Annotated in this window: 19 protein-coding genes; 10 read left to right on the top strand and 9 right to left on the bottom strand. The window is 69.4% G+C overall.

Going from position 1 to position 22,221, the window contains the following annotated elements; all coding sequences use genetic code 11:
- Positions 1-292: 292 nt before the first annotated feature.
- Positions 293-2,119 carry a chromosomal replication initiator protein DnaA gene (dnaA, locus tag ACK8N7_RS18205; RefSeq protein WP_403213652.1) on the bottom strand — a complete coding sequence of 609 codons (1,827 nt, stop codon included), beginning with the start codon at positions 2,117-2,119 and terminating at the stop codon, positions 293-295.
- Positions 2,120-2,500: 381 nt separating this feature from the next.
- Here dnaA and rpmH point away from each other — a divergent pair, with 381 nt between their 5' ends.
- The 9 genes from rpmH (at position 2,501) to ACK8N7_RS18160 (ending at position 9,410) form a co-directional block, all read left to right on the top strand.
- A complete protein-coding gene (rpmH, locus tag ACK8N7_RS18200) occupies positions 2,501-2,638 on the top strand; it encodes a 50S ribosomal protein L34 (RefSeq protein WP_003967884.1) in 138 nt (45 codons plus the stop codon).
- Positions 2,639-2,657: 19 nt separating this feature from the next.
- Positions 2,658-3,029, top strand: coding sequence for a ribonuclease P protein component (gene rnpA, locus ACK8N7_RS18195; protein WP_003967883.1), 372 nt, complete (start codon positions 2,658-2,660; stop codon positions 3,027-3,029).
- Positions 3,026-3,385 carry a membrane protein insertion efficiency factor YidD gene (gene yidD, locus ACK8N7_RS18190; protein ID WP_015609841.1) on the top strand — a complete coding sequence of 120 codons (360 nt, stop codon included), beginning with the start codon at positions 3,026-3,028 and terminating at the stop codon, positions 3,383-3,385. The genes rnpA and yidD overlap by 4 nt, the downstream gene beginning before the upstream one ends.
- Before the next feature lie 3 nt (positions 3,386-3,388).
- Positions 3,389-4,648 (top strand): membrane protein insertase YidC, encoded by a 1,260-nt coding sequence (gene yidC, locus ACK8N7_RS18185; protein WP_403213654.1) that lies wholly within the window; start codon positions 3,389-3,391, stop codon positions 4,646-4,648.
- 14 nt (positions 4,649-4,662) lie between these two features.
- Positions 4,663-5,175 (top strand): Jag family protein, encoded by a 513-nt coding sequence (locus ACK8N7_RS18180; RefSeq protein WP_403213656.1) that lies wholly within the window; start codon positions 4,663-4,665, stop codon positions 5,173-5,175.
- A 109-nt stretch (positions 5,176-5,284) separates the two neighbouring features.
- Positions 5,285-6,001 carry a 16S rRNA (guanine(527)-N(7))-methyltransferase RsmG gene (gene rsmG / locus ACK8N7_RS18175; RefSeq protein WP_015609844.1) on the top strand — a complete coding sequence of 239 codons (717 nt, stop codon included), beginning with the start codon at positions 5,285-5,287 and terminating at the stop codon, positions 5,999-6,001.
- A 317-nt stretch (positions 6,002-6,318) separates the two neighbouring features.
- Positions 6,319-7,392, top strand: a complete 1,074-nt coding sequence (locus ACK8N7_RS18170) for a ParA family protein (protein WP_403213658.1) — start codon at positions 6,319-6,321, stop codon at positions 7,390-7,392.
- Positions 7,392-8,471, top strand: coding sequence for a ParB/RepB/Spo0J family partition protein (locus ACK8N7_RS18165; RefSeq protein ID WP_500443228.1), 1,080 nt, complete (start codon positions 7,392-7,394; stop codon positions 8,469-8,471). Before ACK8N7_RS18170 ends, ACK8N7_RS18165 begins: the two co-directional genes overlap by 1 nt.
- Positions 8,472-8,792: 321 nt before the next feature.
- Positions 8,793-9,410, top strand: a complete 618-nt coding sequence (locus ACK8N7_RS18160; protein ID WP_500443226.1) for a GNAT family N-acetyltransferase — start codon at positions 8,793-8,795, stop codon at positions 9,408-9,410.
- 83 nt (positions 9,411-9,493) lie between these two features.
- Here ACK8N7_RS18160 and trxA read toward each other — a convergent pair whose 3' ends face one another.
- The 7 genes from trxA to ACK8N7_RS18125 all read right to left on the bottom strand — a co-directional run bounded on the left by trxA (position 9,494) and on the right by ACK8N7_RS18125 (position 19,130).
- Positions 9,494-9,826 (bottom strand): thioredoxin, encoded by a 333-nt coding sequence (gene trxA / locus ACK8N7_RS18155; protein WP_015609848.1) that lies wholly within the window; start codon positions 9,824-9,826, stop codon positions 9,494-9,496.
- A 44-nt stretch (positions 9,827-9,870) separates the two neighbouring features.
- On the bottom strand, positions 9,871-10,842 hold the full coding sequence (gene trxB, locus ACK8N7_RS18150) for a thioredoxin-disulfide reductase (RefSeq protein ID WP_032755861.1): 972 nt from the start codon (positions 10,840-10,842) through the stop codon (positions 9,871-9,873).
- Between the two features lie 114 nt (positions 10,843-10,956).
- Positions 10,957-11,940 (bottom strand): anti-sigma factor family protein, encoded by a 984-nt coding sequence (locus tag ACK8N7_RS18145; protein WP_500443224.1) that lies wholly within the window; start codon positions 11,938-11,940, stop codon positions 10,957-10,959.
- Complete coding sequence (gene sigM / locus ACK8N7_RS18140; protein ID WP_500443223.1) at positions 11,937-12,653, bottom strand: RNA polymerase sigma factor SigM; 717 nt, start codon at positions 12,651-12,653, stop codon at positions 11,937-11,939. The genes ACK8N7_RS18145 and sigM overlap by 4 nt, the downstream gene beginning before the upstream one ends.
- Positions 12,654-12,753: 100 nt before the next feature.
- On the bottom strand, positions 12,754-14,490 hold the full coding sequence (locus ACK8N7_RS18135; protein ID WP_403213669.1) for a protein kinase family protein: 1,737 nt from the start codon (positions 14,488-14,490) through the stop codon (positions 12,754-12,756).
- A gap of 129 nt (positions 14,491-14,619) precedes the next feature.
- Positions 14,620-16,785 carry a murein biosynthesis integral membrane protein MurJ gene (gene murJ / locus ACK8N7_RS18130; protein ID WP_500443221.1) on the bottom strand — a complete coding sequence of 722 codons (2,166 nt, stop codon included), beginning with the start codon at positions 16,783-16,785 and terminating at the stop codon, positions 14,620-14,622.
- 50 nt (positions 16,786-16,835) lie between these two features.
- Positions 16,836-19,130, bottom strand: coding sequence for a DUF6049 family protein (locus ACK8N7_RS18125; RefSeq protein ID WP_500443219.1), 2,295 nt, complete (start codon positions 19,128-19,130; stop codon positions 16,836-16,838).
- Between the two features lie 182 nt (positions 19,131-19,312).
- Between ACK8N7_RS18125 and ACK8N7_RS18120 the strand changes: the two genes are divergently transcribed.
- Entirely contained in the window at positions 19,313-20,755 is a 1,443-nt protein-coding gene (locus ACK8N7_RS18120; RefSeq protein WP_403213675.1) for a CCA tRNA nucleotidyltransferase, read from the top strand.
- Between the two features lie 101 nt (positions 20,756-20,856).
- Here ACK8N7_RS18120 and ACK8N7_RS18115 read toward each other — a convergent pair whose 3' ends face one another.
- Positions 20,857-22,125, bottom strand: coding sequence for an MFS transporter (locus tag ACK8N7_RS18115; RefSeq protein ID WP_500443217.1), 1,269 nt, complete (start codon positions 22,123-22,125; stop codon positions 20,857-20,859).
- Positions 22,126-22,221 lie beyond the last annotated feature (96 nt).

The raw sequence follows: 22,221 nt of genomic DNA, 5'->3' as shown, positions 1-22,221 counted from the left end.
AAATCCCCAACCACGTGACCTGGCCTGATGGAGTATCGGCAGCTCGCCCTGTGGACGCAATATGGACAACTTTCCGGTCCCCAGGCTGTGGACGGAAGCTTTCCCGCACATCTGTGGAGAAGGGCCTCTGAGCAGCCGGTATTCGAACAGTGCCGGGTGCCGGAGGCCGCTGCAAGGGCCCAGGGAACGACCGCAGGAACGACGAAAGGCGCCTCACGCGGACCGTGGGAGGTCGTTGCGAGGCGCCTTGCGAGCGCGCTGTGGAGCCCTGTGACGGCTCCAGGGGTGGGCGTCAGCCGTTCTTGATGCGGTTGGTGAGCTCGGTGACCTGGTTGTAGATGGAGCGGCGCTCCGCCATCAGCGCCCGGATCTTCCGGTCCGCGTGCATCACCGTCGTATGGTCGCGGCCGCCGAACTGCGCGCCGATCTTCGGCAACGAGAGGTCGGTGAGCTCCCGGCACAGATACATGGCGATCTGGCGAGCCGTCACCAGGACCCGGCTGCGGGAGGATCCGCAGAGGTCCTCCACCGTGAGGCCGAAGTAGTCCGCGGTGGCCGCCATGATGGCCGGCGCGGTGATCTCCGGTGCCGACTCCTCACCGCCCGGGATCAGGTCCTTGAGCACGATCTCCGTCAGCCCGAGGTCCACCGGCTGCCGGTTGAGGGAGGCGAAGGCCGTCACCCGGATCAGGGCGCCCTCCAGCTCACGGATGTTGCGCGAGATCCGTGAGGCGATGAACTCCAGGACCTCCGGGGGCGCGTTCAGCTGCTCCTGCACCGCCTTCTTACGGAGGATGGCGATCCGGGTCTCCAGCTCGGGCGGCTGGACGTCGGTGGTCAGACCCCACTCGAAGCGGTTGCGCAGCCGGTCCTCCAGCGTCACCAGCTGCTTGGGCGGCCGGTCCGAGGAGAGCACGATCTGTTTGTTCGCGTTGTGCAGCGTATTGAAGGTGTGGAAGAACTCCTCCTGCGTCGACTCCTTGCTCGCCAGGAACTGGATGTCGTCGACCAGGAGGATGTCGACATCGCGGTACCGCTTGCGGAAGGTGTCGCCCTTGCCGTCGCGGATCGAGTTGATGAACTCGTTGGTGAACTCCTCCGAGCTCACGTACCGCACCCGGGTCCCCGGGTAGAGGCTGCGCGCGTAGTGCCCGATGGCGTGCAGCAGGTGGGTCTTGCCGAGCCCCGACTCCCCGTAGATGAAGAGGGGGTTGTAGGCCTTCGCGGGGGCCTCGGCGACGGCGACGGCCGCGGCGTGCGCGAACCGGTTGGAGGCGCCGATGACGAAGGTGTCGAAGAGGTACTTGGGGTTCAGCCGGGCGTGCGGTTCACCGGGACCCGGCGCGGGCGCCGGCTGGGCGCCCATCGGACCGGGGACCGAGCCGCCGGTGCGCCCGGGGCCGCCCTGGCGGTGCTGCTGGTCGTGCCGGTCGCGCTGCTGCTCGTACCCCTGGCGCTCGGGCGGCTGCGAGCGGTAATCGTGCTGCGGCTGCTGGGGCCGTCCGGTGCCGTACGGCTCGCGCCACTGCTCGGCCGACTGCTCGCCGCGGTACGGCTCGGTCTCGCGGTAGGTCTCGGAGGACGGCTGCTCCCGGTCCTGGTAGCCCCCGTGCCGCGGCTGCTGCCAGGAGAGGTCCTCCTGGGTGCGCGGCCAGGCGCCCGGCTCGGGGCGCTGCTGCTGGTAGTCGGGGTAGGCGGGGCGGGCCGTCGGCATGCCGTCGTCGGAGTGCCGGTGACCGTATCCGTCGTACCCGTCGTTGTGCGCGTCCTCGCGCGGCTGGCCCTGGTAGCGGTGGCCCTGCTGGCTCTGGTGCATCGGGGGCGCCGGCGGGGAGGGCGGTTCGCCCGCGGAGTCGTCGACGGTGATCGCGATCCGGATGGGGCGGCCGCACTCGCGGGTCAGCGTCTCGCTGAGGAGCGGCGCGAGGCGGCCCTCCAGGACGTGTTTGCCCCATTCATTGGGGACGGCCAGGAGTGCGGTGTCGGCGACGAGTGCCAAGGGCTGGCAGCGCTCGATCCACTGCTTGTCCTTCGGCTCGATGCCCTGCTGGCCCTCCCCGAGGAGTTGTTCCAGCACGCGTGGCCACACTGCGGCAAGATCGGCAGGTACGTCAGCCACAAGGCACGCTCTCTCGCATGTCCCACGAATGTGTGGTTCTCGGGACGGGATGGGTCGGGATGGGTGAGGCCCGGCAGTCGGGAAGGAAAAGAACCGGAGTTCAGCCACGGTAGTCAGGCCGGGCCGCGCGGTTCAAGTTGTTGTCCACAGGCTGTGCACAATGGGGGGTCGCGCGGAGCCGGTTTGACCGGATGGCGTAGCCGCGCGTACCGTGACCAGGTCGAGTTGTCGATGGCTGCTGCCGCCTGCCTCCGATGGGCAAAGATCACGATCTGTGATTGTGAAGCGGTGCACTAAGGCGTTTACGCGAGTTCCTCGTGGGCGCACGGTGACAGCCAGGCGATGTCCCGCCAAGACACGAATCATTTCTGGAGCCCCCGAGTGAGCAAGCGCACCTTCCAGCCGAACAACCGCCGTCGTGCCAAGACCCACGGCTTCCGTCTGCGCATGCGTACCCGTGCCGGCCGTGCGATTCTCGCGAACCGTCGCGGCAAGGGCCGCAGCAGCCTGTCCGCCTGATCGCTAACAGGTCCATGACGTGCTGCCTACCGAGAATCGGCTGAGGCGGCGCGAGGACTTCGCGACCGCGGTACGACGAGGACGTCGAGCCGGACGTCCACTGCTCGTCGTCCATCTACGCAGCGGTGACACGGACCCGCACGTGACTGGGGAGACTGTTCCCCCGCCGCGTGCGGGTTTCGTTGTCAGCAAAGCAGTGGGAGGCGCGGTCGTCCGCACCGCGGTGAAGCGGAGGCTTCGCCATCTGGTCCGCGACCGGCTGGCGCAGCTGCCCCCCGGTAGCCTTGTTGTCGTACGAGCGCTGCCCGGTGCGGGCGACGCCGACCATGCACAGCTGGCCCGAGACCTGGATGCCGCCCTTCAGCGGCTGCTGGGAGGGGGCGCGAGATGAAGTACCCGCTGCTTGCCCTCATCAAGCTTTACCAGTGGACGATCAGCCCACTCCTCGGGCCTGTCTGCCGTTACTACCCGTCGTGTTCCCACTATGGATATACGGCTATCGACCGGCACGGTGCGATCAAGGGAACAGCGCTGACCGCCTGGCGCATCCTGCGATGCAATCCGTGGTCACCCGGCGGTGTGGACCATGTCCCACCACGCAAGCGTCCGCGGTGGCACGAGCTGCTGCGCAACGGCCTGCGCGGTGGCAAGGGCGGGGAGCCCGCCGCTGATGTGCCGTCCGGGGGGTCGGTCTCCGAACCTCCGAGCCCGGCCACAGAGACCTCGCCCAATGCTCAAGGAGCCTGATTAGTGGACACGATTGCCAGTCTGTTCAGCTTTATCACCACGCCTGTCTCGTGGGTCATCGTCCAGTTCCACAAGGTCTACGGAGCGCTGTTCGGCGATGACTCCGGGTGGGCCTGGGGCCTGTCCATCGTGTCCCTGGTGGTGCTGATCCGGATCTGCCTGATCCCGCTCTTCGTGAAGCAGATCAAGTCGACCCGCAACATGCAGGTGCTCCAGCCGAAGATGAAGGCGATCCAGGAGCGCTACAAGAACGACAAGCAGCGTCAGTCCGAAGAGATGATGAAGCTGTACAAGGAGACGGGCACCAACCCGCTCTCCTCGTGCCTTCCCATCCTGGCGCAGTCCCCGTTCTTCTTCGCCCTGTACCACGTGCTGTCGTCCATCGCCTCGGGCAAGAAGATCGGCGCGATCAACCAGGAACTGCTCGACAGCGCCCGTCAGGCCCACATCTTCGGCGCGCCGCTGGCCGCGAAGTTCACCGACAACGTCGACAAGCTCACCTCGCTCGACGCCACGCTGCTGGACGTCCGGGTCGTCACCGCCGTCATGATCGTGCTGATGTCGGCCTCGCAGTTCTTCACCCAGCGCCAGCTGATGACGAAGAACGTCGACCTGACGGTGAAGACCCCGTACATGCAGCAGCAGAAGATGCTGATGTACATCTTCCCCGTCATCTTCGCCGTGATGGGCGTCAACTTCCCCGTCGGTGTCCTCGTCTACTGGCTGACCACCAACGTCTGGACCATGGGTCAGCAGATGTACGTGATCAACCAGAACCCGACGCCGGGCAGCAAGGCGCAGGACGCCTACCTCCAGCGGGTGCTCAAGACCGTGGACTCCCGCGGGCAGGTCCGTGGCCGGACGCAGCGCAGGACCGTCAAGGCGATCGTGGCCAAGGGTCCCGACCGCAACGACATCGAGCGCAAGTTCATCACCGGGCTGAGCAAGAAGGGGCTCGCGGCTCAGGAGGACGGCACCGTCCAGAAGAGCGAGACGGCCGTCATCGAGGCCGAGGGCGGTGCGGCTCCCAAGCGCCAGCAGCCCAAGCGCCAGACCAAGGCGAAGCGCCAGACGGCTGCCACCGCCTCCGGTGCGCCCAAGGACGAGCCCGAGGCCGGCTCCAAGACCTCGCTGGAGAAGCGGGACGCACCGCAGGACGACAAGCCGACGTCGGCGGGCAAGCCCGCCTCCGGCTCCTCACGCCAAGCCAAGTCCGGACAGCGCAAGGGCCCGCAGCGGCCCAAGCACCCGTCCAAGAAGTAAGAAGGAGTCCACCCGTGACGGAAGGCACCACCTCCACGGCCGCCGCTGAGGGCAGCGACACCCTGACCCGCCTGGAGCAGGAGGGGGAGATCGCAGCCGACTACCTCGAAGGCCTGCTCGACATCGCCGATCTCGACGGCGACATCGACATGGACGTCGAGGCGGACCGGGCCGCGGTCTCGATCATCAGCGACTCTCCGCGTGAACTCCAGAAGCTCGTGGGCCGCGACGGTGAGGTGCTGGAGGCGCTCCAGGAGCTGACCCGGCTGGCGGTTCACCGGGAGACCGGCGACCGCAGCCGTCTGATGCTGGACATCAGCGGCTTCCGGGCCAAGAAGCGCGAGATCCTCGCCGAGCTGGGTGCCAAGGCCGCCAACGACGTCAAGACCTCGGGCCAGCCGGTCAAGCTGGACCCGATGACGCCGTTCGAGCGCAAGGTCGTGCATGACGCGATCGCCGCAGCCGGTCTCCGGAGCGAGTCGGAGGGCGAGGAGCCGCAGCGCTTCGTCGTCGTTCTCCCGGCCTGACCGGATCCTTGTACTGTCGGCCCCGTCTGTTCGCAGGCGGGGCCGATCTTTGTCAGCCTGATAGTCAGCCACCCACAGTGCGCTAGTGCGGTACGGAAGGACGGTCCCCGTGACGGACGCTGCAGAGCTCCCCCAGGCACCTGAAGAGGCGCGGGCGGTATTCGGAGAGCTCTTCCCGGAGGCTGTCCGGTACGCGGAGCTGCTCGCCGATGCCGGGGTGAAGCGTGGCCTGATCGGACCGCGCGAGGTGCCGCGGCTGTGGGAGCGGCACCTGCTGAACTGCGCGGTGCTCTCCGAGGTGGTGCCGGAAGGCGTCACGGTCTGCGATGTGGGCTCGGGCGCCGGCCTGCCCGGCATCCCGCTGGCCCTGGTGCGCCCCGACCTCAAGATCACTCTGCTGGAGCCGCTCCTGCGCCGGACGAACTTCCTCCAGGAAGTCGTCGAACTGCTGGGGCTGGACCATGTGACGGTGGTGCGCGGGAGGGCCGAGGAGGTCCTCGGGACGCTCCAGCCCGTCCATGTGGTGACCGCTCGGGCCGTGGCGCCGCTGGACCGGCTGGCGGGCTGGGGTGTGCCCCTGCTGCGTCCTTACGGGGAGATGCTCGCGCTGAAGGGTGACACCGCCGAAGAGGAGATCAACGGCGCCAAGGCAGCACTCAGCAAGCTGGGTGTGCTGGAGGCCGAGGTGCTCCACGTCGGTGAGGGCGTGGTCGATCCGCTGGCCACGGTGGTGCGTGTGGTGGTGGGTGAGAGCCCGGGCGGTGTGAGGTTCGCCGCAAAGAAGGCCAAGGCCGCGCGCACGGGGCGCACCCGTCGGCGCCGCTGAGAGGCGACCTGTGGTGTGGCGACGGCCCGGCGGGGCGTGGTCCCGTATAGCTGCTTCCAGGTGATCTCTGCCGTCTAGCAGGGAAATGCCGGAAAAGTAGCCATCTGTGCCCCCTGCGGAGTGTCGTGGCCTGGTAGTTGCCCTGCGGGGGCATCGTGTTTCACGTGAAACGTCGCTCTCTGCTGCAGGGAATCATCGGCCGCGGTCGTGCGGCTGCCACACCGCGCGATCGGAAGCCCGTACGGGTTACCGGGTTGTCCACACGCGCGGATTCATCCACAGAACAGCGGGCCTCGCTGGTTCACGACCCCGAAAGCATGGCAGGCTCTGCTCATTGCGAGCCTGTAGTCGAGGAGAGTGAATCGTTGCGGTCCGACGCCAACATCGCGGGACCGATGACCGATCCGGTCCCCGGTCCCCGAACCGAGTCCGTGGGGGAGGGTGTTTCACGTGAAACACCGCCGCCGATGGACGACACACCCATCGGTCGTGCTGCCCAGCTGGCGGTCGAGGCCCTCGGTCGCGCCGGTGAGGGGCTGCCTCGCCCTGACCGGACCCGCGTCATGGTGGTGGCCAACCAGAAGGGCGGGGTCGGTAAGACGACCACGACGGTCAACCTCGCTGCTTCGCTGGCCCTGCACGGCGCGCGTGTCCTGGTGGTTGACCTCGACCCCCAGGGCAATGCCTCCACGGCCCTGGGCATCGATCACCACTCCGATGTCCCCTCGATCTACGACGTCCTGGTGGAGAGCCGTCCGCTCTCCGAAGTGGTTCAGCCCGTCCCGGACGTCGAAGGTCTCTTCTGCGCCCCCGCCACCATCGATCTCGCCGGTGCGGAGATCGAGCTCGTGTCGCTGGTGGCGCGGGAGAGCCGGCTTCAGCGGGCCATCCAGGCGTACGAGCAGCCGCTGGACTACATCCTCATCGACTGCCCGCCCTCCCTCGGCCTGCTCACGGTGAACGCGATGGTGGCCGGGGCCGAGGTGCTGATCCCCATCCAGTGCGAGTACTACGCGCTGGAGGGTCTGGGACAGCTGCTGCGGAACGTCGACCTGGTGCGGGGCCACTTGAACCCCGATCTGCACGTCTCGACGATCCTGTTGACGATGTACGACGGGAGGACCAGGCTCGCCTCCCAGGTCGCCGAGGAGGTACGTACCCACTTCGGCAAGGAAGTGCTGCGGACGAGCATCCCGCGGTCCGTGCGTATCTCCGAGGCGCCGAGCTACGGGCAGACGGTGCTGACCTATGATCCCGGATCCAGCGGCTCGCTCTCCTACCTCGAAGCCGCCCGGGAGATCGCCCTGCGGGGTGTCGGGGTGCACTACGAGGCCCAGCACGCCCACACGAGCATGCAGAACAGCCAGCAGAACGTTTCGGAGGGCATGTAGTGAGTGAGCGACGTAGAGGGCTGGGGCGTGGGCTCGGTGCGCTGATCCCCGCCGCTCCCCAGGAGAAGCAGGTGTCGGCGCCCGGAGGTATCTCGGCGCCCGGCGGGGGTCCGGTTCTGACGGCGGAGCGGGGCGTGGCGGCCGCGAAGGTGACCGCACTCCCGTCGTCCCCGGTGGTGCCGGAGCCGGCGTCCGCGCCGGACCAGGAGGCGGGGGCGTCCGGTGCGTACTTCGCCGAGCTGCCCATCGGTTCGATCACGCCGAACCCGCGCCAGCCGCGTGAGGTGTTCGACGAGGACGCCCTGGCCGAGCTGGTCACCTCCATCAAGGAGGTAGGCCTTCTCCAGCCGGTCGTCGTACGCAAGGTGGGAGCGGACCGCTACGAGCTCATCATGGGTGAGCGCCGTCTGCGGGCCTGCCGCGAAGCGGGCCTGGAGCGGATTCCGACGATCGTCCGGGCCACGGACGACGAGAAGCTTCTCCTGGACGCGCTGCTGGAGAACCTTCACCGGGCTCAGCTGAACCCGCTGGAAGAGGCTGCCGCGTACGACCAGCTTCTCAAGGACTTCAAGTGCACCCATGACCAGCTGGCCGACCGGATCGGGCGGTCCCGGCCCCAGGTGTCCAACACGCTGCGGCTCCTGCGGCTCTCGCCGCCGGTGCAGCGCCGGGTGGCCGCGGGTGTTCTCTCGGCCGGTCACGCCCGGGCCCTGCTGTCGGTGGACGACTCCGAGGAGCAGGACCGGCTCGCGCACCGCATCGTGGCGGAGGGGCTCTCCGTGCGCGCGGTCGAGGAGATCGTGACGCTCATGGGTTCGCGCCCCACGAGCTCGCCGAAGCCGAAGGGCCCCCGGGCCGGCGGGCGGCTCTCCCCCGCGCTGACCGACCTGGCGACCCGGCTCTCCGACCGCTTCGAGACCCGTGTGAAGGTCGACCTGGGCCAGAAGAAGGGAAAGATCACCGTCGAGTTCGCCTCGATGGAGGATCTGGAGCGGATTCTCGGCTCCCTCGCCCCGGGCGAGGGAAAGGTGCTGGAGCGCCGGCTCTCCGAGACGGCCGACGAGGACGACGGGAGCTGAGTTCCCCGGGGTCCCCAGCTTGTGGGGACCCCGCAAAGGGCGGGCCGTGTCCGGTGGTTACCGGAACACGGCCCGCCCTTTGCCCGCTCTCGGTATCCGCATCACCTCTGGGTGGATACGATGCGATCTGGGATGGCGCATCCACGGTGATCGACCTCGGAGGAGGGCGGGGACCTTGCGAACAGTGAGCCGCAGCCGGCTGGTGACGGTCGGGCTGGGCCTGGGAGCCGTCGGGGGATTCGTCGGCAGTCTGTTCCACGAACGGAACGCGCTGGCGGCCGCACGCGATGCGGCGGGTGAGGGAAGTGAGGAATCGCCGCCATGGGGCGTCGGCTTGTACCGCTCACCTTGGACAACCTTGAGGATCTCCCCGAGCGCTGCCATGCGTGCGTCTTCTGGGAGCTTGACCCGGTCAGCGGGGAAGCCGCGGTAAAGGCGGGCAAGCCGGAGCTGGAGAAGGAAGCCTGGATCTCCGCGGTGCTCCTTGAGTGGGGCTCCTGCGGCCGGGTGGTCTACGTGGACGACGTCGCCGTGGGGTTCGTTCTCTACGCACCGCCGGCCTACGTCCCGCGGTCGACGGCATTCCCTACGAGTCCGGTCTCCCCCGACGCCGTTCAGCTCATCACCGGGTTGATCGTTCCGGGGTATCAGGGCCAGGGACTCGGCCGCGTGATGGTGCAGACGGTGGCCAAGGACGTACTGCGCCGGGGCTTCAAGGCGATCGAGGCATTCGGGGACGCCCGTGCGGAGGAGTTCGGCTGTGTGCTCCCGGCGGACCACCTGCTGGCGGTCGGCTTCAAGACCGTGCGGCCCCATCCCCGGTACCCGCGGCTGAGGCTGGAACTGCGGACGGCGCTCTCCTGGAAGGAGGACGTCGAGATGGCTCTCGACCGGCTCCTGGGGGCAGTGCAGAAGGAACCGGTGCTGCGCCCGCTCTGACCGGAGCCGGCCGATACGAGAACGGGCCCACCCCTGGTGCGGGGGTGGGCCCGTTTCACGTGAAACATCGCGCCGGGGCGCTGCTACTTGGTGATGAAGCCTTCGAGGTCGCGGAGGATCGCGGCCTTCGGCTTGGCACCGACGATGGTCTTGGCGACCTCGCCGCCCTGGTAGACGTTCAGGGTCGGGATGGACATCACGCCGTACTTGGCGGCGGTGGCCGGGTTCTCGTCGATGTTGAGCTTGACGATCTCGATCTGGTCGCCGTGCTCAGCCGCGATGGCCTCCAGGGAGGGGGCGATCTGGCGGCACGGGCCGCACCAGGCAGCCCAGAAGTCGACCAGAACAGGCTTCTCGCTCTTGAGGACGACCTCGTCGAAGGTGTCGTCCGTAACGTGCTTCAGGTCGCCGGCCACGGCGGCCTCCTTAGTCTCTCGGGTTGGGAGTGCGGTGGAGAAGTTCAGACTGCCGGGGTCTTCTCCGGCTCGGCCGGCTCCACGTCGGCCAGTGCGGCGAGGAAGCGCTCGGCATCCAGAGCCGCGGAGCAGCCGGTGCCCGCAGCGGTGATGGCCTGTCGGTAGGTGTGGTCGACCACGTCTCCGGCGCCGAAGACACCGGTCAGGTTGGTCCGGGTGGAGGGCGCCTCGACCTTCAGGTACCCCTCGTCGTCGAGCTCCAGCTGGCCCTTGAAGAGCTCGGTGCGCGGGTCGTGTCCGACGGCGATGAAGAGGCCGGTCACGGGGAGCTCGGAGGTCTCACCGGTCTTCGTGTTCCGCAGGGTCAGGCCCGAGAGCTTCTGCTCGCCCTTGACCTCGGCGACCTCGCTGTCCCAGGCGAACTTGATCTTCGGGTCGGCGAAGGCGCGGTCCTGCATGGCCTTGGAGGCGCGCAGGGTGTCGCGGCGGTGGACGATCGTGACCGACTTGGCGAAGCGGGAGAGGAAGGTCGCCTCCTCCATCGCGGTGTCGCCGCCGCCGATCACGGCGATGTCGTGGTCCTTGAAGAAGAAGCCGTCACAGGTGGCGCACCAGGAGACGCCGCGTCCGGAGAGGGCGTCCTCGTTGGGCAGGCCGAGCTTGCGGTGCTGGGATCCGGTCGTCACGATGACGGCCTTGGCGCGGTGCACGGTGCCTGCCGTGTCGGTGACGGTCTTGATGTCACCGGTGAGGTCGACGGCGACGACATCGTCGGGGACCAGCTCGGCGCCGAAGCGCTCGGCCTGGGCCCGCATGTTGTCCATGAGCTCGGGGCCCATGATGCCGTCCTGGAAGCCGGGGAAGTTCTCCACGTCGGTGGTGTTCATCAGCGCACCGCCGGCCGTGACCGCGCCCTCGAAGACCAGCGGGCTCAGTGAAGCGCGGGCGGTGTAGAGCGCGGCGGTGTACCCGGCCGGTCCGGAGCCGATGATGATCACATTACGGACGTCGCTCACGGGTTTCTTCCTCGTCTCTGCAGACTGCCTACTGCCTACGGGGTCGGTTCAACGACTCTCACCCCACCCAACGGATCCTACGGGTGATGCATTCCCGCCGTGCCGTAGCGGTTCTCAAGGGCGGTCGTACGCCTCTGTGAGCAGCAGCCGACCGGTTGACCCGGGAGCGGTGTCCACGCACGAGGCGGCGACCACATAGGCCTGTACGCGGGTGGGATCGCTCGGATGCGGGAGGACGGCGAGGAAGGCATCCGTCCCCTGATAGGTCCCCTCGTCGAGGGCGAGAGCCGGTGTGGTGCGGCCGGTCGCCTGCTGCACGCACGGGGGTACGTCGACGGCTGGCGCGCTCAGCGGGTTCCTGGAGGCGGTGGCGTCGGGAGTCTCCGCTTCGGGGACGGCTCGCTCGTCCGTGCTCGGTGACTGCTTCTGCCCGTCGTACTTCTCCGTGCTCGCTCCGCCGGCCAGGAGGCCCTGGACCTCGGTTTCGAGCGTGTCCTGGGAGTAGCTGTGCGCCCCGCTCTCGGAGGTGCTGACTGCCCGGTCGGCCGACCCGTCCGACGCGTTCCGGGACGACGAAAGGTTCTGGAGGAAGAGGACGCTCATGCCGATGAGTGCGGCGCCGCACGCGGTGCCCAGGATCACCGCACGGCGGCGGCGCCGGGCGGTGCGGCGGCCGGGCCCGGTGGCGCCCTGGGGGCGGCCGGCCGGGCGGTCCGGGGAGGAGCCGGTGCGGGGCGTCACGGAGGACGTGTCGCCGGTCTCCACGTTCTCTGTTTCACGTGAAACATCGGCATCGCGTGAAACAGCGGAGGCCCGGGAGGCGTCGGCAGGTTCATCGGCGCCGGTATCGGTAGAGGCCTCGGCGGCGAGGGCCGCGTCGATGCGGGCGGCGATGTCCTCGGGCATCGGCTCGGGGTCCGGCAGGGTGCCGAGCAGCCCGCGGATCTCCTCCAGAGAGTCCCGTACCTCTGCGCACAGCTCGCACTCCGCGAGATGGTGGCGGACCTCTGCCGCCCGGGAAGCGGTGAGCAGCCCCTCGGCGAGCTCGGAGATCTCGGAGACCTCCGGGTGCTGATCCGTGTCGGTCGTGGATGTCACGGGCGTCCACCTCCTCCCTTCGCAGCGGCAGGGTCGCTCGCTCCTGCGTCCTTCGGTCCTGACGCCGGTGGGACGGATGTCCCGCGCGTCCGGTTCCTTCCGGTGGCGCGGTTCTCCCCGTCGGGGTCCTCGTTCCCGTCCCCGGCGCGCAGGTGCCGGACCAGGGGTGCCAGTCTTGCCCGTCCCCGGGCGCACCGGCTCTTCACGGTGCCGGTCGGTACGTCCAGGATGCTGGCGGCCTCCGCCACGGGGTAGCCCTGCATGTCGACCAGGACGAGGGCCGCGCGCTGTTCGGCGGGGAGGGTGGCCAGGGCGGCGAAGAGCTGGCGGTGCAGGTCCTGCCGTTCGGCGGGGGCCTCGGCCGACTCGTGGGGTTCCAGGAGCTGGTCGAGCCGGTCCGCGTCGTCCACCGGTGACGTCTTGCGGGAGGCGGCCTTGCGGACCCGGTCGAGGCAGGCGTTGACGGTGATGCGGTGCAGCCAGGTCGTGACGGCGGACTGGCCGCGGAAGGTGTGGGCTGCCCGGAAGGCGGAGACGAGGGCGTCCTGGACGGCGTCCGCAGCCTCTTCCCTGTCCCCGAGGGTGCGCAGCGCCACGGCCCACAGCCGGTCGCGGTGGCGGCGTACGAGCTCACCGAAGGCGTCGGGGGCGCCCGCCACATGGAGGGCGAGCAGGTCCGAGTCGCTCGGTGCCTCGGGTGGAACGGAATCCACCGTGCTCCCCCTCCGAACCGGATCCGATGTCAGGTGCCACATTAACGGGCCGCGCGCCCGGTGATCAGGGGCCGGTGCGGGATCTCCGCACCGCCCCCGGTCAGCCGAGTACGGAGATGTCGGCGATCCCGCCGCGATAGCCGCCGGTGCCGTCCGCGGGCAGCTCCGTGATGTGGATCAGGACGTAGCGCGTCCGGACGGGCTTCTCCAGCTCTTCCTTGAGCGTCTTCCCCGCGACCTTCTTCTCGACGATCCGCTGGGGGAAGTCCGCCGACGAGGACGGTGACGAGGCGTCCGGCCCTGCGGCGAAGACCGCGGTCGTCTGACCGCTGCGGTACATGTCCACATCGATGGCGCGGACGTCCTGGACCTTCCCCAGGTCGACGATGATCCCGCTGCCCTGCCTGCGCTGGGGGAGGTTGCCGAAGTTGGGGAAGCCCCGGTAGCGATGGGTGACCCACGCCGTAGCGGAGTTGTCGTCGACGGCGTTCGGCACGTCACCCGGCTGGATCCCCGAACCGTCGGGCATGAACTCGGTGGCCCCCGCGATGGTCAGCGGCTTGGGCGGGGCGGGTGCCGGTTCCTTCTCGTCGTCGGTCGTCCGGGTGACGTCGGTGTCGTCGGAGCCCTTGCGCTGGTCGAGCAAGGTCTCCGCGAGCTGCCAGCTGCCGAGACCGAGGGCGGCGATGAGGAGCGCCGAGACGCTCCACTTGAGCACCCGCCCGGTACGGCTCTGGAGGGGCGCCGGAGGGGCGGCCAGCACCGGCTGGGGCACGGACGACGGGTGGGTGGACGGCCGTCCGTAGGTGCCCTGCTGATACGTCGTCCGCTGGTAGCCGGGCTGCTGGTAGACGGGCTGGGCGGCGAACGTCGGCTCCGGCGGCAGGACGCGCGGCATGGCGGCGACGGCCTTCGCCAGCTCGTCCGGGGTCGTGCACGGCGGTTCCTGCCGGGAGGCGGTGGCCCCGTCGTTGGCGAGCGCGCGCATGGCGAGCTCGGAGAGGCCGCGGTGGACGCCGGCGCGGACCTGGTCCGGGGCGATGAGCCCCATGCCCTTGGGCAGCCCGGAGAGGCCGTACGCGTCGCTCTCGTACGGCCAGCGCTTGGTCAGCGCCGCGTACAGGAGTGCGCCGATCGCCTCGGTGTCCTGACGCAGGGGGCGTTCGGAGGCGATGCCGCGCAGGGCGGCGTTCACCGCGAGGCCGCGGATCCGGTACTGGCCGGTGGAACTGCGCAGTACGGCGCCGGGGGTGAGGCGAAGGTGCGTCAGGCCCTCGCGGTGGGCCGCTGCCATCGCGTGGGAGAGCTGGCTGACGAGCTGGTAGGCGTCGTGGGCGTCCATCGGTCCGGCGGCCAGCAGAGCGGTGAGCTCGGTGGCGTCCGGGAGCCATTCGTGGACGACGTAGACGAGATCGTCCTCCTCGACGGCGTCCAGCACCTGGACGAAACGGGGGTCGCCGAGCAGGGCGGACGACCGGGCCGCGGCCAGCACGGAGCGGGCCCGGGGGTGGTTCGCGGGCAGCAGGTGAACGCCGACCGCCCGACGCAGTTTCTCGTCGACCGCCCGCCAGCTGCTGAAGCCGTCCAGACGGGTGACGCACTCCTCCAGCCGGTAGCGCCCGGCCAGTTTGTGTCCGCTGTGCACATCGGGGGTCGCCGGAACGGCCTCGGAACGTGCCCGCCCGCCGTCTTGACCCTTGGGGTTCTCGGGGCTCGCACCCTCGGTGTCCTCGGCTTGCGCCGTTCCGTCGTTCGTGGCCTCGTCCGCCTTGGCGGCCAGCGGCTCGTTGCCGCCGTTGTCGGCCACGTCGACGGCAGCCGTGCTACGTTCCGCCACCGTCGTTCCTGCCTCCCCATCCGTTGCGCGATGCCAGCCAGCTCGCCACAGTCACGCCAATTGTGCCCACACTCCGGCGCTATCCACGACACGCGGAGTCCGGCGATGGTTGTGCGACCGTGCGCTCATTCAGCGACCGAGCCGTCCACGGACCATGCCGACCAGGCCGTTGACCTCTTCGATGCGCATCTTCTTCGCCGCGACGAAGAAGATGCCCAGGAGAAGGATGCCGCCACAGATCAGCGCGGCCAGCGATCCGAGAGCGCCGGTGCCGAGAAGTTCGAGGATCGCGAATCCGATGGCGCCGCCGATGAGGGCCGCCGGCACGGCCGCCATGCAGAGCCGGGCGTATGTCCGCACGATGTGCGCCCCGTCCAGGTCGCCGCCGAGACGGTTGCGCAGCCGGCGCCAGGCGACGCCGACGCCGACCGCGTAGGCCAGACCGTAGGAGAAGGCCATGCCGACGACGGCCCAGCGGGCTGGCAGCACGACGTAGCAGAGGGCGGAGGCCGCTGCGTTGACGGCGGCCACGATGACCGTGTTGTAGAAGGGGGTGCGGGTGTCCTCGTACGCGTAGAAGCCGCGGAGCACGACGTACTGCACGGAGTACGGGATCAGGCCGAGGGCGAACGCCATCAGGATGAAGCCCATGGACCGGGCCGCCTCGGCGCCGCTGGAGGCGTACAGCAGGGTGCACATCGGCAGGCCGAGCGCGAGGAAGGTGAAGGCGACCGGGACGATGGCGACGGCGGAGTTGCGCAGCCCCTGCGAGATGTCGTCGCGGACCGCGCCCGGGTCGTTGTCGTGGGCGGCGCGGGAGATGCGGGGCAGCAGCGCGGCCATGACGGAGACGGTGATGATGGCCTGCGGCATGCCCCAGATCAGCTGGGCGTTGGAGTAGGCCAGGAACCCGGTGCCGTCCCGGCCGGCCAGCTTGCCCGCCGAGGTGGCGAGCTGGGTGACGACCAGAACGCCCGCCTGGTTGGCCAGGACGAACAGCACGGTCCACTTGGCCAGCTTGACCGTCTTGCCGAGCCCGTGGCCCTTCCAGTCGAAGCGGGGGCGGAAGCGGAAGCCCGCCTCGCGCAGGTAGGGGATCATCGCCAGCGCCTGGACGACCAGTCCGAGCAGGGTGCCGATACCCAGCAGCCGGATGCCCTCCGGCGGGATGGTGTCCACGCCCATCCGGGATTCGGCGGAGGTGCCGTAGACCCAGATGAAGAGGCCGAACGTGATGATCATGACGATGTTGTTGAGGACCGGGGTCCACATCATCGCGCCGAACTTGCCCCGGGCGTTGAGGATCTGACCCATCACCACGTGCACACCCATGAAGAAGATGGTGGGCAGGCAGTACCGGGCGAAGGTGACGGCGACGCTGTTGGCGGCCACGTCGTCGGCGATGGTGTTCGACATCAGCTGGATCAGCACCGGCGCGATGAGGACCGCGACGGCCACGATCAGGCCGAGCGCGACCATCACCAGGGTCAGCAGCCGGTTGGCGAAGGCCTCGCCGCCGTCCTCGTCGTCCTTCATGGCGCGGACGAGCTGCGGGACGAAGACCGAGTTGAGACCGCCGCCGACGGTGAGGATGTAGATCATCGTCGGCAGGGTGTAGGCGATGGTGAAGCTGTCACCGAGCAGCGCGGCGCCGAGAGCCGCGGTGATCACCAGGGAGCGGATGAAGCCGGTGAGCCGGGAGACGAGGGTGCCGGCCGCCATCAGCGCGCTGGACTTCAGCACCCCGGAGACCCGGCCGCCGCCGGACTTGGGCGGGACGGGAGCGGGGGCCGGTTCCGGCTCGGGCGGGCCCGGGGGCTTCCCCGACCCCTCCTGGTCCCGGAAGAGGTGGGCGAAGGCGTCCGGCTCCTGCCGGTCGTCCGACGCCTGCGTGACCAGGTCGTCGACGCCGACGAACTGCGTGGTCGCCGGATGGTCGCCGTACGGGAGGTGGCGGGAGGGCCCCGAGGGCTCGGGAGGCGGCGTCTGGGCCCAGATACGCGGGTCGGGGGCGTACGGGGCCGCGGGTGGCTGCTGGTAGAGCGCCTGCGGCTCCTGATAGGTGCCGGGGGGCGGCGGGGGATGGGACGCCCGGTCGTAGAGCGCCTCGCCCACCGGGTCCTGGGCCGCGAGGTCCTGCGCCCGGTAGGGGTCGTCCTCATAGGCGTGCTGGAGGTACGGGTCGGGCGGCACCTGCCGGCCGTCCTGGTCCGCGCCCGGAGGAACCGGGGGCCCGGACGGGGACCCCGCTCCGCCGGCGCCCTGGCCGCGGTCACCGTAGTACGGCGCGTTCATCGAAACCCCTACCTCATCGTCCCCGGCCGACCGGCCACGACAGACATCGCTCAACGGTCCACTTTCTCACCCGTTCCCGACGGGGCCCCGCTTTCCGGTCCGGTGTCCGGGGTCGGGTCACTCGGCTGCTCGGGTTCGCCGCCGTCGCCGTTCGCCGTGTCGCTTGCCACGGCGCGTTTGCGGTGGCTGTACATCCTGACCCCGGCCAGCACCAGGAGCAGCAGTCCGCCGGCGATGACGAGCAGGACGGTGGGGGTGACCTCGGAGACCTTCACCGTGAAGGTCATCTCCTCGCCGTACGGCGTGCCGTCCTCGGTGAAGAGCCGGGCCGTCACCTGGGCGCGTCCGTTGGCGCTGGTCGCCGTGTCGAACTTCACCGACTGGCTGTGCCCGCCCCCGATACGGACCGGCAGTTCGGCCATCGTCCCGTCGTCGTTGAACTTCAGCCGGATGTTGTCCGACTTCAGCCTCAGGACGAGCCGGTCGACGCCCTGCACCAGCTTGTTCTGCACCGTCACCGGGATCGTCGCGCTGCGGCCGGAGAGAGTGACGTCCGACTTGTCGATCAGCTGGACCTCTCCTGTGAGGTCCTTGAGGTACGTGAGCACGGCGTCCCGGTAGGCCTGTGCCTCCAGGGAGCGGCCCCGCCAGGACGTCGACATCGAGCGGTTGACCGCGTTGCCGAAGGGCGTCACCACGCGCTCGGGCTGCGTGAGGATGGTCTCGAAGCTGTCGATGGAGCCCTGGGTGGTCCGGATGTCCTGGAACGCCTGGGTGGGCAATTCCTGGTTGCGGAGCTTTTTCGGGTACGCGGAGGCCCGCGGCACCTTGGTGGTCGCCAGCGGGTCCGGCTTGACCTCGGATGAGGCGACCAGGTCCTGCGGCTGCGTCCAGCGGTTGCCCGACAGGGCTTCCAGGGCGCGGGCCATCGTCTGTGCCTGGGCCGTCGTGGGCATCCGCTGCGGTGCCACGACGATGCTGCGCTCGTTGTCCGGCGCCTGCTCGTTCAGCGTGAGCGTCTGGGCGAGGAACCTCTGGACCGCGAGGGTCGAGGCGTCGGCCCGGAGCAAGCTGCCGTCGAACGCGGTCGACAGCCGGTGGTCGGCGACGACCGCGGTGGTGCCCCCGCCGATCGGCCGGGCCGCCGTCGGGGTGTAGGGCAGGCTGCCGGTCTCCTTGAAGCTGTCGCTGCGGGCGATCACGTGGTGGGCGCCCGCGGAGGTCGCCACATCCACGATGCCCGGGTCGACGGCGCCGTTCACGGGCCAGGCGAAGTCGGTGGAGGGCTTCACGTGGAGGATGGTCTCCACCGTGGAGGCGCCCACCGTGGAGGCGTTCTGCAGATGGCTGAGGGTGCCGGAGACGCCCTTGCCCCGGTGGGCGATGGAGGCCAGGTCGGGATCGCCGAACGGCAGCGCGATCACCTTGCCGTCCTCCACCACCTTCTGCAGGGCGGTGATCCACTGTCCGGCGACGGCCCGGTTCTTGCCCGGGACGGTCGTGCCATCGGACTTGACCTCGTACCCCCCGGCCATCGCGGCGACGCTCGCCAGCAGGTCCGGGTCGACGACCCAGGTGACGGGGAGGCGGCTGCCCAGGGCGACCATCTGCTGCAGCCGCCCGCCCGGCGCCAGCTCCTCGGCCAGGGCGTCGTCGGTGAACACCGGGGTCTGCTGTTCGTCCGAGCGCGTCTCCGCGGTGACGTGCGGGGAGGCGATCAGCGGCCACAGGAAGGTGAGCTTGGTCCTCTTGTCGCTCTCCTCGGGCTGCCAGGGGAGGAACGAGCGCTCGATGCCCAGCACCTGCTCGAAGGGGGCGGCTGCCGTACGGCCGGAGACCGAGACCCCCAGCTGGTAGACGCCCGACGCGTCGAGGTCCAGCTTGTCGACGGGAACGGCGAGCGTGAAGTTCTGGCTGATCCCCTTGGGGAGCTTCGAGATCTTCACCGTGTACTTGTCGTCGATCGCGTCCGGGTCGGCGCCGGGCGTGTACCCCTTGCGCTTGGCGGCGTCGTCGACCTCTCCCCGGCCGGAGAGCCGGGGGCCCACCCGCAGGTCGATCTCGGCGCCGTCGATCGTCTGCCTGCCCTTGTTGGTGAGCGTTCCGGAGACGGTCAGGGTGTCCCCCTTCACCGGGGCGGCGGGGGAGAGCGTGTCCAGGGACACATCGACCGTGCTGGAGCCCGTGGGGGCTTTGAACGGTGCGGACGCCCCCGCATTTCCGGCCGCCGGAACGGCCAGCAGACCGGCCAGCAGTGGTGCTCCGAGGGCCACGGAGGCTGTGCGCCGCAGCCATCGGCGGGCAGGAGAGGGACGCATCCCCTGGATGTCTGCCGCCTGGGCCACGCGCCTACCCGTCCCTCGTCGTCATCAGAGTCTGTCGATCGTTGTCGGTCCTGCGTCCCCGCATGGTAACGAGGTGCGCAGGGCCGAAGTGCTGGGGTCCGGTTCACATGATCGCGGTACGCCCGCAGGGTCCGGATAAACGATGACGCCGCGGCCGGTCCGGGCACGTACCCTTTTCTGTTGTGCCGAACGCCAACGAAGAGAACGCCAGTGCACTGAACCAGGTGCAGCATCGCGCGGTGAGTGAGCTGCTGCGAGTGTCCCCGGTCGCCGACGACCTCGCCCGCCGCTTCCAGGAGGCCGGATTCGGCCTCGCGCTGGTCGGCGGCTCGGTCCGTGACGCGCTGCTCGGCCGGCTCGGGAACGACCTGGACTTCACCACCGACGCCCGCCCCGAGGACGTACTGACCATCGTCCGACCGTGGGCCGACGCGGTGTGGGAGGTCGGGATCGCCTTCGGCACCGTCGGCTCGCAGAAGGACGGCTATCAGATCGAGGTCACCACCTACCGGTCGGAGGCGTACGACAGAACCTCCCGCAAGCCGGAGGTCTCCTACGGCGACTCGATCGAGGAAGACCTCGTGCGCCGCGATTTCACGGTCAACGCGATGGCTGTCGCGCTGCCGGAGAAGGAGTTCATCGACCCGCACGGTGGCCTGAAGGATCTGGCCGAGCGCGTGCTGCGCACCCCGGGCACGCCCGAGTCGTCCTTCTCGGACGACCCGCTGCGCATGCTGCGCGCCGCCCGTTTCGCCGCACAGCTGGACTTCGAGGTCGCCCCCGACGTCGTCACCGCGATGACGGAGATGGCCGGCCGGATCGAGATCGTCTCCGCAGAGCGGGTCCGTGAGGAGCTCAACAAGCTCCTGCTCTCCAGCCACCCGCGCAAGGGCCTGGGACTCCTCGTCGACACCGGCCTGGCCGATCATGTGCTGCCGGAGCTCCCCGCTCTCCGGCTGGAGAGTGACGAGCATCACCGTCACAAGGACGTCTACGAGCACTCGCTGACCGTTCTGGAGCAGGCCATCGACCTGGAGGAGGACGGCCCCGATCTCGTTCTGCGTCTGGCCGCGCTGCTCCACGACATCGGGAAGCCGAGGACGCGGCGCTTCGAGAAGGACGGCCGGGTCTCCTTCCACCACCACGAGGTGGTGGGCGCCAAGATGACCAAGAAGCGCATGACCGAGCTGAAGTACTCCAACGACCTGGTCAAGGACGTGTCGAGGCTGGTCGAGCTCCACCTGCGCTTCCACGGGTACGGCGACGGCGAGTGGACCGACTCCGCTGTCCGCCGCTACGTGCGCGACGCCGGACCGCTCCTCGAACGCCTCCACAAGCTGACCCGGTCGGACTGCACGACCCGGAACAAGCGCAAGGCGAACGCGCTCTCCCGGATCTACGACGGTCTGGAGGAGCGGATCACCCTGCTCCAGGAGCAGGAGGAGCTCGACTCCATCCGCCCCGATCTGGACGGCAACGAGATCATGCAGGCCCTCGGGGTGGGTCCCGGTCCGGTGATCGGCAAGGCGTACGCGTTCCTGCTGGAGCTGCGGCTGGAGCACGGCCCGATGGGGCACGACGCGGCGGTGGCGGCGCTCAAGGAATGGTGGGCGGAACAGAGCTGAGCCGGAGCGGGTGATGTTTCACGTGAAACATCACCCGCTCCGCATGCGCCGAGGGGCGTTGTTTCACGTGAAACAACGCCCCTCGGCATGTCCAGGACCGGCTACCCGGCGCTGCTGGTGTACCGCCGGCGGAACATTGCCACCGCGACGGCCGCGTACAGCGCGGCCACTCCCGTCACCACGGCGACGGACCTGCCGTCCGGCGGAAGCATCACCGCCGCCACCCCTGCCGCACTCACGAACGCGACATTGAAGAGCACGTCGTAGAGCGAGAAGACCCGGCCGCGGAAGGAGTCGTCCACCGAGGTCTGGACGACGGTGTCCGTCGCGATCTTCGACCCCTGGGTCACGACACCGAGTACGAAGGCGGCGATCAGCATCGGTACAGGTGTGAAGGAGAGCCCCAGGGCCGGCACCAGGACAGCCGCGGATCCGGCGCAGACCACGATCCACCCGTACCGTCCGAGCCGTCCCACGGCCCAGGGGGTCACCACGGCGGCGACGAAGAAACCCGCACCGGAGGCCCCGACCGCCAGGCCGAGGAGCGCCAGCCCGTCGGACTCGTCGTCCGCCCAGGCGTAGCGGCAGAGCATGAGCACCATCACGGTGAGCGCGCCGTAGCAGAAGCGGAGCACCGTCATAGCGGCCAGCGCGCGGGCCGCGTGGGTCCGCTCTCCCAGGTGGCGCACTCCGGCGACCAGCCCGTGGGCCGTGACGGTCAGGGCCGCCCGCAGCCGGAGAGGCGTTCCGTCGGGATCGGGCCCCAGCAGTGCTCGCGGCAGGCTCAGCGAAGCCAGCGCGGAGAGCAGATAGAGCATGGCCCCCAGCAGGACGACCGCAGCATCGGACTCGTCGGCCACCAGCCGAACGACGAAGGCGATGCCGCCGCCCGCGGTGGCCGCGAGGGTGCCGGCCGTCGGGGACAGGGAGTTGGCGACGACGAGCTGTTCGGTGTCCACCACCCGTGGCAGCGCGGCGGAGAGCCCGGCCAGCACGAAGCGGTTGACGGCGGTGACACAGAGGGCCGAGGCGTAGAAGAGCCAGTCCGGCACCGAGGCGAGGATCAGCAGGGCCGTGCAGCAGGCCAGGGCGGCGCGCAGGAGGTTCCCGTACAGGAAGACCTGGCGGCGGGGCCAGCGGTCCAGCAGAACGCCCGCGAAGGGGCCGATCAGGGAGTACGGGAGCAGGAGCACCGCCATGGCCGAGGCGATGGCGGCGGCCGAGGTCTGCTTCTCCGGGGAGAAGACGACGTACGCGGCGAGGGCGACCTGATAGACGCCGTCGGCGGACTGGGAGAGCAGCCGCACGGTGAGCAGAAGGCGGAAGTTCCGCAGGCGCAGGAGGGTGCGCAGATCACGCGCGACAGACATGTGAGCAAGCGTCACACACGTCGGGGGTCCGCGGGCGGATTGCCCGGGGACCCCCGACGTGCGGCAGGAAGAGGTGAGCGTCGCCGCTCAGCGCTC

This window comes from Streptomyces griseobrunneus (assembly GCF_046713465.1).
GTDB lineage: Bacteria > Actinomycetota > Actinomycetes > Streptomycetales > Streptomycetaceae > Streptomyces > Streptomyces microflavus.
Note: the sequence above shows the minus strand (reverse complement) of the source record. Positions and strands in the feature narration are given on the sequence as shown.